The sequence below is a fragment of the Thiocapsa sp. genome (assembly GCF_035467215.1).
GTDB lineage: Bacteria > Pseudomonadota > Gammaproteobacteria > Chromatiales > Chromatiaceae > Thiocapsa.
The window spans coordinates 1-9025 of sequence record NZ_DATITZ010000356.1; the positions used below are offsets into that span (position 1 = coordinate 1).

At 63.1% G+C, this 9025-nt stretch carries 14 protein-coding genes; 10 read left to right on the top strand and 4 right to left on the bottom strand.

The features are described 5' to 3' along the window. The coding region (gene rsfS, locus VLR48_RS19220; protein WP_325293322.1) for a ribosome silencing factor at positions 1-293 on the top strand (293 nt) is incomplete at its 5' end. A gap of 10 nt (positions 294-303) precedes the next feature. Beyond that, positions 304-1269, top strand: a complete 966-nt coding sequence (locus tag VLR48_RS19225; RefSeq protein WP_325293323.1) for a WYL domain-containing protein — start codon at positions 304-306, stop codon at positions 1267-1269. A 137-nt stretch (positions 1270-1406) separates the two neighbouring features. Here VLR48_RS19225 and VLR48_RS19230 read toward each other — a convergent pair whose 3' ends face one another. Continuing rightward, entirely contained in the window at positions 1407-1853 is a 447-nt protein-coding gene (locus VLR48_RS19230) for a DUF29 domain-containing protein (RefSeq protein WP_325293324.1), read from the bottom strand. 123 nt (positions 1854-1976) lie between these two features. On the opposite strand from VLR48_RS19230, the gene VLR48_RS19235 reads away from it, so the two are divergent. Beyond that, entirely contained in the window at positions 1977-2516 is a 540-nt protein-coding gene (locus VLR48_RS19235) for a dihydrofolate reductase (protein WP_325293325.1), read from the top strand. Here VLR48_RS19235 and VLR48_RS19240 read toward each other — a convergent pair. Next, on the bottom strand, positions 2492-3355 hold the full coding sequence (locus tag VLR48_RS19240) for a symmetrical bis(5'-nucleosyl)-tetraphosphatase (protein ID WP_325293326.1): 864 nt from the start codon (positions 3353-3355) through the stop codon (positions 2492-2494). The two genes, VLR48_RS19235 and VLR48_RS19240, sit on opposite strands and share 25 nt — an antisense overlap. Before the next feature lie 26 nt (positions 3356-3381). Next, complete coding sequence (gene apaG / locus VLR48_RS19245) at positions 3382-3756, bottom strand: Co2+/Mg2+ efflux protein ApaG (RefSeq protein WP_325293327.1); 375 nt, start codon at positions 3754-3756, stop codon at positions 3382-3384. A gap of 156 nt (positions 3757-3912) precedes the next feature. Here apaG and VLR48_RS19250 point away from each other — a divergent pair, with 156 nt between their 5' ends. Both VLR48_RS19250 and VLR48_RS19255 read left to right on the top strand, forming a co-directional pair. Beyond that, positions 3913-4080, top strand: a complete 168-nt coding sequence (locus tag VLR48_RS19250; protein WP_325293328.1) for a hypothetical protein — start codon at positions 3913-3915, stop codon at positions 4078-4080. Positions 4081-4207: 127 nt separating this feature from the next. Then, positions 4208-5143: a Gfo/Idh/MocA family oxidoreductase gene (locus VLR48_RS19255; protein ID WP_325293329.1), complete on the top strand. Its 936-nt coding sequence runs from the start codon at positions 4208-4210 to the stop codon at positions 5141-5143. A 213-nt stretch (positions 5144-5356) separates the two neighbouring features. On the opposite strand, the gene VLR48_RS19260 is transcribed toward VLR48_RS19255, so the two are convergent. Next, positions 5357-5992 carry a Crp/Fnr family transcriptional regulator gene (locus tag VLR48_RS19260; protein ID WP_325293330.1) on the bottom strand — a complete coding sequence of 212 codons (636 nt, stop codon included), beginning with the start codon at positions 5990-5992 and terminating at the stop codon, positions 5357-5359. Between the two features lie 451 nt (positions 5993-6443). Here VLR48_RS19260 and VLR48_RS19265 point away from each other — a divergent pair, with 451 nt between their 5' ends. The 5 genes from VLR48_RS19265 to VLR48_RS19285 form a co-directional block, all read left to right on the top strand. After that, positions 6444-6632 (top strand): Thivi_2564 family membrane protein, encoded by a 189-nt coding sequence (locus VLR48_RS19265; protein WP_007192470.1) that lies wholly within the window; start codon positions 6444-6446, stop codon positions 6630-6632. A 40-nt stretch (positions 6633-6672) separates the two neighbouring features. Then, positions 6673-6891, top strand: a complete 219-nt coding sequence (locus tag VLR48_RS19270) for a hypothetical protein (RefSeq protein WP_325293331.1) — start codon at positions 6673-6675, stop codon at positions 6889-6891. Positions 6892-6996: 105 nt separating this feature from the next. Next, the gene (locus VLR48_RS19275; RefSeq protein WP_325293332.1) at positions 6997-7584 is read left to right on the top strand and encodes a carboxypeptidase regulatory-like domain-containing protein; all 588 of its coding nucleotides are present in this window, start codon (positions 6997-6999) and stop codon (positions 7582-7584) included. 89 nt (positions 7585-7673) lie between these two features. Next, positions 7674-7961 (top strand): hypothetical protein, encoded by a 288-nt coding sequence (locus VLR48_RS19280; protein WP_325293333.1) that lies wholly within the window; start codon positions 7674-7676, stop codon positions 7959-7961. Positions 7962-8215: 254 nt separating this feature from the next. After that, a partial coding sequence (locus VLR48_RS19285; RefSeq protein WP_325293334.1) for a hypothetical protein occupies positions 8216-9025 on the top strand: 810 nt, incomplete at its 3' end.

Sequence of the window (9025 nt, forward strand, 5' to 3'; positions counted from 1 at the left end):
TCGAGGTGATGGACGTGCGGGGCAAGACCGCCATCACGGACTATATGATCGTCGCCTCCGGCACCTCGGATCGGCATGTGAAGGCCATCGCGGAGACCGTGGCCTATAAGTCGAAGGAGGCGGGCGAGACCCCGCTCGGGATGGAGGGCGTCACCGAGGGCGAGTGGGCGCTGGTGGACCTCAACGGGGTCGTGGTGCATGTCATGCTCCCCAAGGTGCTTGACTTCTACAATCTCGAAAAGCTATGGGCTGCACCGGCTGCCGTTGCTAAGGTCGCCGCCGTTCCCGTTTAGGGCCGACCCGGTGGATCGCTTCGACCGGATCTTCGAGCTCAACCGCATCCTTCAGGCGGCTCGACATCCGGTCTCGCGGCAGCGATTGGAGGAGGCGCTCGAGTGCTCGCGCGCGACCATCAAGCGGCTCATCGAGGACATGCGTCTGCACCTGAACGCCCCGATCGTCTACGACCGGGATTACAACGGCTACAAGTACGATCTGGCCGACGGCGCGATGTACGAGCTGCCCGGTCTTTGGTTCAACGCCTCCGAGCTGCATGCCCTGCTGACGGTGCAGCAGCTCTTGACCAGCGTCGAGCCGGGTCTGCTCGACCCGCATCTCAAGCCACTGCAGAAACGCATCGGTGATTTGCTCGAGCTGCAGCGCCCGGGTTTCGACGGGCTTTCGGCGCGGGTGCGCATCATGCAGATGGGCGCACGTCGTGGCGGTCGACACTTTCAGACGGTCGCCGGCGGCTTGGCTCAACATCAGCGCCTGTGGATCCGTTATTTCAATCGCGGCGACGATCGGCACAGCGACCGCGAGGTCTCGCCCCAGCGTCTCACCTACTACCGCGACAACTGGTATCTCGACGCCTGGTGTCATCTGCGCGAGGGTCTACGGACCTTCGCCCTGGATGCGATCGAGGCCGCGCGCCCCCTGTCCACGCCGGCCTTGCCGGTGGCGGACGAGGAGCTCGATCGACACTTCGCCGTCTCCTACGGGATCTTTGCCGGCACGCCGCAGCAGACGGCGGTGCTGCGATTCAGCCCCGAGCGCGCCCGCTGGGTCGCGAAGGAGCAGTGGCATCGGGATCAGGCGGGGCAATTTCTGGAGGACGGGCGCTACGAGCTACGCATTCCCTACAGCAACGCGCTCGAGCTGACAATGGATGTGCTCAGATACGGGCCTGATGTCGAGGTGGTCGAGCCGGCGATCCTGCGCGACATGGTTCGGGATCGTCTCGCTTCGGCGCTGGAGCGATACGGCTAAACCGCGCCCGGAGCGACATGCATCGTTTTTGGATTGGCGCTGCCTCGGGGCCGGATCCTCGAGCGTCGGAGGTGACGTGGTTTAGGGTCATTTACGGAAGAGGAGCCATCCTCTTGATTCGGCGACTGAAGTCGCCCCTACATGGCTTTCGGTTCGTCGCCCGGTCCCTCGTCGTTCAGGATCTGCTCGATGGTGAAGGGGCAGACCGGCGGGAATGTCTCCTCGGCGAGGCCGGTCTCGCGGGCCGCCTCGAGGATGGCGTCCCCGTAGGCGTCAAGGACCGCTTGTTCCAGCTTCGCCTTGAGACTGGGGTTCTGTGCGAGGTGCCGATGAAGACGTCGGCGCTGCTCTTTGATCGTCAGTGTCCAACTTCGACTTCGTCGATTGGGCTGGAATTGCCACTTGAGCAGATGCGTAAACAGCCGTGCGAGTCGGTTTTCAAGCTCCCGCAACTCGCTCTTGCCCATGCTCTCGATCTCCTCGGCGATGTGTTCAATGTCGGCCTGGTCGATCCGTCCGCTGCGCAGGAGCGCGGCCTGGGTGTTCGCCCAAGCATAGAAGTCAAGGTCGTAGGTGCTCTGCATCTGTGTCCTCCGCGAATGGCTGCAGCGTTGCGGGTATGATGAGGTGCTGTCCGGGAAAGGAGCAACCGGCGTGTAGGTGCGAATGTATTCGCACGCCCAGCCCTTAAGACAAGATGATCCGCCATGCCATCGACCGAACGCCAAGCTCCACCCCTCAGCCTGGTTGCCGCGATCGCGGACAACGGCGTGATCGGTCGGGAGAATCGCCTGCCTTGGCATCTTCCGGCCGACCTGGGGCATTTCAAACAGCTCACGCTCGACAAGACGATCGTCATGGGGCGGCGGACCTGGGAATCCCTGCCCGGAGTCTTGCCGCGTCGCCGCCACATCGTCCTCTCACGTGATCCGGCCTTTCGTCCGGACGGTTGTCTCGTCGTGGATTCTCTGGATGCCGCGATCGAGGCGGCCGGGCCGGTGCCCGAGCTGTTGATCGTCGGAGGGGCGGCGCTCTATGCCGAGGCGCTGCCGCGCGCCGACGGACTCTATTTGACACTGGTGCATGCCGCTATCGAGGGCGATGCCTGGTTTCCGCGCTGGGATCCGGCGGATTGGGTCGAGGTAAGCCGGATCGAGCGTCCGGCCGACGAGCGCAACGCGCATGCCATGACCTTCTTGGAGCTTCGCCGCGTAACCGCGCCTCACTCCGATCCGGGCCGCAGATAGCCCGCGCAGTCGATCTGGATGGGTGTGATCGACCTCTTTTCGTCTCCGTATTCGTCTCCGGCGCCGTCGATCCGGATGGCGGTAAGCGCGCCGCCCCAGAGACAGCCGCTGTCCAGCCCCCAGACGTTGTGCTCGGCGAGATAACCGATGGTGGACCAGTGGCCGAAGATGATCCGGGCGTCGCGGGAGCGTCGATCCGGCATCCGAAACCAGGGCAGACGCCCCGCCGATTGGCTGCCGATCTCGCCCTTCTCGCCCAACGCAAGTGCACCGTCGGACGCGCAGAACCGCAGTCGGGTCAGGCAGTTGGTGATGAAGCGCAAACGGTCCGTGCCGGTGAGATCGGGTGACCAGCGTTTCGGTTTGTTGCCGTACATCGCCATCAGGTAGGCGCGGAAGTCCGGGCCGCGCAGGGTCGACTCCAGCTCATGCGCGCAGGCCTGCGCGTCCGCAAGGCTCCATTGCGGCGGCAGACCGGCATGGATCATCGCGAAGCCGACGTCGGGATCATGGTGAAGCAGGGGGCGATGGCGCAGCCAGTGCAGGAGCGCGTCGCGGTCCGGCGCCCGCAGCACCTCCTCAAGCGTGCTCTTGCCGGCGTGCCGGGTATTGCCCTCGGCCAGCGCGAGGAGATGCAGATCGTGGTTGCCGAGGACCGTGACGGCGCAATCGCCCAGATCGTGCACGAACCGCAGAACGGCCAGCGATTCAGGCCCGCGATTGACCAGGTCGCCGACGAGCCAGAGTCGGTCGACGCCCGGATCGAACCGGAGCCTGTCGAGCAGTTGCCGCAGCTCCCGATAGCACCCCTGGATGTCGCCGACGGCATAGATGGACATGGCCGCGTCGGTCCCGGCAGTCCGGCTCAGTGAATGGTCATTGCCGACGCCAGCGAGAAGGCCGGGATATCGGCGTCGAAGCGGGTCCCGTCGTCGCCGATCATGCCGTAGCTGCCGTGCATGCTGCCGATCGGGGTGGCGATGATGGTACCGCTCGTGTACTCGAAACGTTCACCCGGTTTCAGGTGCGGCTGCTCCCCGACGACACCCTCTCCCCTGACCTCTTGGGCCTTGCCGTCCGCGTCGGTAATGATCCAGTGCCGATCGAGCAGACGCGCCGATTGCTCGCCGTGATTCTCGATGACGATCGTATAGGCGAACACATAACGCCCTTCTCCGGGGGAAGACCGCTCCGGCTGGTACTGACTATTGGCCGAAATCTTGATCGAAAACTCTTTCACCTGAACCTCCACGTCGCAGACAAGCGCATCTGATCGCGTGATAATACACATGGGCCCGTCGCGCGATCCAGGCGCATCGGAGTCCCGCTCCATTTCGATGTCCCGCAAGGACAGCGAGCCACGCAGCCAGAGTCGCAACATCAGGTCGGTTTACCCATGCGTTCCAAGTCATCTCCTCCCAAGCCAGATCTGTTGGTGCTGCTGATCGCCTTTGCGACGATCGGGATGGCGGCGACTCTGGCGTACCAGATCGGGCTCTACTCGGGAGTCGAGCGCACCCCGATCGCGGAGCAGGCGGTTGCGCCGATCGATTTCGGCGGCTGAGGACGACGCCTTCCGGGAGGATCGACAGCGACATTACCCGATTCCCGGGAGGGAGCGCCGTAGGCTGCACGCCGACGGCCTGTCCCGGAGAATCTCCGAGGCTCAACAACGCATCCGGTAGCAGCCTATGTCCGATAAACTCCGCGTAGCCGTCATCGGTGTCGGCTATTTGGGGCGTTTCCATGCCCTGATCTACTCGCGCATGCCGGATGTCGAGCTGGCGGGCGTGGTCGACGTCGATCCGGCCCGCGCCGCGGCGGTCGCCGCCGAGGCCGGATGTGCCGCCTATGCGCGGATCGAGGAGGTCATCGGACGGGTCGACGCGGTCAGCATCGTGGTCCCGACGACCGCGCATCTGGAGGCGGCGGCGCCGTTCCTCTCGCGTGGGATCCCCGTTCTGCTCGAAAAGCCGATCGCGGCGAGTCTGGCCGACGGGATCGAGATCGTCCGCCTGGCGCGCGAGCATCATGCAATCCTGCAGATCGGCCATGTCGAGCGATTCAACGCCGGCGTCATGGCGCTTGCGCAGCGCATCCACGCGCCTGTCTACATCGAGGCCCAACGGATGGGCGGATTTACCGAGCGTGCGACCGATGTCGACGTGGTCTCCGACCTCATGATCCACGACATCGACATCATCCTCTCCTTGGTCGGCGGGCGGATCGCGAACATCTCTGCCGTGGGCGCATCCGTGCTGACGGATCATGTCGACATCGCGAGTGCCCGATTGGAGTTCGACCAAGGCACCGTCGCCAACGTCGTGGCTAGCCGCGTCTCGGAGAAGACCACGCGCCGGATCCGGGTCTTCCAGCCGGGCAGTTACCTCTCGCTCGACTTCATCGCGCAGACCATCGATATCGCAGCCCCCCGCACGACCGCCGGAGCGACACGCCCGGAGATCACGCGCGAGCGCATCAGTGTCGAGCCGGTGAAGCCGCTGGATCTTGAGCTCGCCGAGTTCGTGCGCTGTATCCGCGAGGGCTGCCCTCCGCTGGTGGATGGGCAGACGGGGTTGAACGCACTCGAAGTCGCCCTGGAAGTGCGCGCCCGCACCGGTCACTAAGTCGAAACCGCGTCCGGCGCGACATGCGCCGGGATCCGTTTGCCGCTGCGTTCAAGGGCTTTTAGCCCTACTGGCGGTGTAAGTTTTCCGTCCTATCGTCAGCACAATCGAGTCTGGTGCGACATCCGCCGGCATCCGTTCGGCCCCCCGTACACCCCGCCGGAATAACCACCCGCGAGCGACTCCGGATCGCTGCGGTCGACAGGGCGTCTCTCAGCCCATGAATCGCTCGTACATGGCTTCCGACTCCCCGTAACAGGCGCAGGCTGCGGTTTGCAGGCCGGGCCGATCGAGAACTCGGATGTCGCCGCGGCTGTAGTGAATGAGATTGCGTTTTTGCAGCGCCGTCGCGGCCTTGGTGACGCCGACCCGCCGCACCCCAAGTAAGAGCGCCAGGAACTCGTGGGTGGCATGGAAGTGATCCGAGTGCGCCCGGTCCTGGGTCATCAGCAGCCAGCGGGCGAGCCGCGCTTCCAGCACATGGAACCGAGTGCAGGCAACCATCTGCTCGACCTGGTTCGTCACCACGAAGAGATAGCGGTTCAGCGTGGTCCGGAGTGCGGGACTCTGCCCGAGCGCCTCCGGAAATCGCTCCGCGGTCATGCGCCAGGCGGGACCCGCGCCCCGGACAACGGTGCGCAGCAGCGTTACGTCGATCCCCAAGACGAGTGGTGTTCCGACCATTCCCTCGCTGCCGACCAGTCTGACCTCCAGACCGGCGTGATCGATCGGTGGCGTTACCAGGGAAAAGAAGCAGCCGACGGGGAAGTAGACATGGCGGATCTGCTCGCCGGGCTCGTTGATCACCTCGTCGAGCACAAGCTCGACCGACTCGCATCTTTTCAACACCTGCCGATGCTCGTCATCCGACAGCGATGCGAGAAGCCGATTGTCGAGGGGAGCGGACTTCTTCTCGGGATGCACGTGCGGTTTCCTCATGGGCCGGGGTGGAACGGAAACACTCGGCAAGCGGAGCGCGTTGCCGGGGAAACCAGGGGCGAAGCTTGGTGCCCATGGGCTGGCCATGATCCCGGTTGGTCGCCGTAGCGCGGCCTGTGGGCTCCGTCAGCTTCTTAAGTTACGTCAAAAAACGCGTTGATTCAGTGCGCTACCAAACATAACGTGCCGATCCCCGCCCTTATGTGCGATGGCGTACAGACCGGCCGGGAGACGCCGTGTCATGGTGTTTTTCATCGTGCATCACCCTCTTCGACCCTGAGCAGAGGGGCGCCGTGGAATCCGGCCCGTTTCCGACGCTACCACGTCCCGAGGGCTTTTTAACCATCATGGGAGAATAGAAATGAATCTGATTAATTTGGTCGTCGTTTTGGTGGTCATCGGAGTGATCCTGTGGCTGATCAACAACTACATTCCGATGGATGGAACCATCAAGAAGATCCTGAATGTGGTGGTCGTCATCTTCGTGGTGCTTTGGCTGCTGTCTGCTTTCGGGCTCCTCGGCTCCATGTCCGGAATACGCATCGGGTAATCGTGCGAACGATAAACGCAGATTCATGTCGGGAAATAAGATGAACGCACTCAAGATTGTCGGTGTCGCGCTGATCATCGGCGGTGGCCTGGGATTGGCGTATGGCGGCTTCAGCTATACGAAGGAGACCACGCAGGCCCAACTGGGTCCGCTGGAATTGACGGTCCAGGACCGCGAGACGGTCAACATTCCGATCTGGGCCGGTGTGGCCTCGATCGTGGCCGGCGCAGCGCTATTGCTCGTGCCGAGAAACACTTGAGAGTCATCCGTCGGAAGGCATGAATCTCTGTCTCCTGTCCGGTGCAATGCAATTTCCGGAAAGCGTGTTTCCGGCCCTTTTACGTCGGCAAACGAGCCCTTTGACATGATCAACAGAAATTTGCAGTTCCTGACGGCGATGGTGTTGATGCTCGGCGGGGCTGCGGTGCAGTCTGCCGAACCGGTCCAGTCGGGCAACGGGGAGACGCCGATTTCCGGTGCTCGGGACACGCAGCTCGCGGAGGCGCCCACGGAGTATGGGATTCGGCCGGCCGAGACCCTTGGCTCGCCGGCGTCGCCGGAGGTCGTCACCCCGGGCCGGGAGTCGTCGGGGGAAGCGTCTTCGGAGATCAAAACCGCCGGCGACATTCGCTACGTATCGGGCGGCATCGGGGAGAGCGAACGCGCCGAGCTCGAAGCCTTGTCCAGTCAGTTCAACCTGCGCCTGCTCTTCGCGACGGAGGGCAGCGGCGAATATCTCTCTTCGGTTCAAGTGAACGTTCTGGATACGCAAGGCGCGCCGGTTCTGACCGCCGAATCGAAAGGCCCTTGGTTCCTCGCCCAACTGCCTGCGGGCGACTACAGTGTGGAGGTCACCCCGACCGGTGTACGCGGTCAGGACGAGACTCAGCGCAAGACCTTCAGTCTGGATGGTTCCGGCCAATCGCGCTTGGACTTCTACTGGAAGAAATAGGGGCGGTGAGATTGAGCACAGGACGGCGAGCGGGTACTTGAGTTCCCGCGCTTCGCCGGGTTGACGATCAACAACAGGAGCAAGAACCCATGCTGACCAAAGACGAATTTATTGCGGACATGAAGACGCGGATCGACGCCTGGAATGCTGAGATCGACGTGCTTCAGGAAAAGGCTCATGACATCAAGGAAGAGGCCAAGGTTAAATACGAGGAGCAGCTCGTGTCGTTACGCGCAGCGCGTGTGGAAGGCGAGAAACGGCTGGAGGAGATGCAGGCCGCTACGGAAAGCAACTGGGAGCAGCTCAAATTAGAAACGGAGCGGGCCTGGGATGCCTTCAAGGATTCCTTCAATACGTTTAAGTCGCACTATAAGTAAATATTGAGTCCATCGCGTTGCATGAGCTTGCTGAAGTGGGATGTGATGCGATGTTTTCAGTCAGCGACGGCTGGAGGCGACGAACGGCGCTTTGGGGTCATGGACAAGCGCACGCAGTCCGCCAACGCCGGCGCATGAAGTCGTTGTCGTTGTCGTGATCGACAACGACAACAACAACCACGACTCGATAGTGACCTTCGTCCGCAGAGGTTGGCGTCTTCGCGTCGAAGATCGGACATGTGTAGGAGAGTCATTTGGCGATTCGCGACACCCTGCTTCGATTCAGGAGATGGCTTCCCGCCAAGGGTTTGATCAAGGCGTCCGTCGGCGACGAGCCGCCGTTGCGCTCGGAGCTCTTCAGCGCGGTACAGATGGAAGAGCACGGCAAGCGCTTGGCCGATGCGCATGCCTTGATGCCCGGACACCCGCCGGACCGTCTGCTCGCGCGCCTGACCGAGAACGAAACCATCCTGATCGGTGTCTGCCGATTGCTCATGGCCGCCGTCACGGAGAACCGACGGATCGCGCCGGCCGGTGAATGGTTGCTCGACAACTTCTATCTGATCGAAGATCAGATCCGCACCGCCAAGCGACATCTCCCCAAGGGCTACAGCCGGCAACTGCCGCGCCTGCTCCAAGGACCCTCCGCCGGACTGCCGCGTGTCTATGACCTCGCACTGGAGATCATCGCCCACGGCGACGGTCGGGTCGACCCCGAGAACCTCAACCGTTTCGTCGCGGCCTATCAGGCCGTCACCACCCTGCGGCTGGGCGAATTGTGGGCCATCCCGATCATGCTGCGCCTGGCGCTGATCGAGAATCTGCGCCGGGTTGCGGTCCTCATCGCCGCCAGCCGGACCGACCAGAATCTGGCCGATGGCTGGGCCGATCGGATGATGGCGATGGTCGAGCAGGACCCCAAGAATCTGATCCTGGTGATCGCCGACATGGCGCGCTCGGAGCCGCCCCCGTCGAGCGCCTTTGTCGCGGAGTTGGCGCGGCGGCTACAGGGCCAGAGTTCCGCCCTGGCCCTGCCGCTGACCTGGATCGAGCAGCAGCTCGCC

Bases quoted from the DNA above. Each gene is read 5' to 3' on its own strand.
- VLR48_RS19230 (WP_325293324.1), bottom strand. From the start codon at position 1,853: ATGCAGAGCACCTACGACCTTGACTTCTATGCTTGGGCGAACACCCAG.
- VLR48_RS19235 (WP_325293325.1), top strand. From the start codon at position 1,977: ATGCCATCGACCGAACGCCAAGCTCCACCCCTCAGCCTGGTTGCCGCG.
- VLR48_RS19240 (WP_325293326.1), bottom strand. From the start codon at position 3,355: ATGTCCATCTATGCCGTCGGCGACATCCAGGGGTGCTATCGGGAGCTG.
- VLR48_RS19250 (WP_325293328.1), top strand. From the start codon at position 3,913: ATGCGTTCCAAGTCATCTCCTCCCAAGCCAGATCTGTTGGTGCTGCTG.
- VLR48_RS19255 (WP_325293329.1), top strand. From the start codon at position 4,208: ATGTCCGATAAACTCCGCGTAGCCGTCATCGGTGTCGGCTATTTGGGG.
- VLR48_RS19265 (WP_007192470.1), top strand. From the start codon at position 6,444: ATGAATCTGATTAATTTGGTCGTCGTTTTGGTGGTCATCGGAGTGATC.
- VLR48_RS19270 (WP_325293331.1), top strand. From the start codon at position 6,673: ATGAACGCACTCAAGATTGTCGGTGTCGCGCTGATCATCGGCGGTGGC.
- VLR48_RS19275 (WP_325293332.1), top strand. From the start codon at position 6,997: ATGATCAACAGAAATTTGCAGTTCCTGACGGCGATGGTGTTGATGCTC.
- VLR48_RS19280 (WP_325293333.1), top strand. From the start codon at position 7,674: ATGCTGACCAAAGACGAATTTATTGCGGACATGAAGACGCGGATCGAC.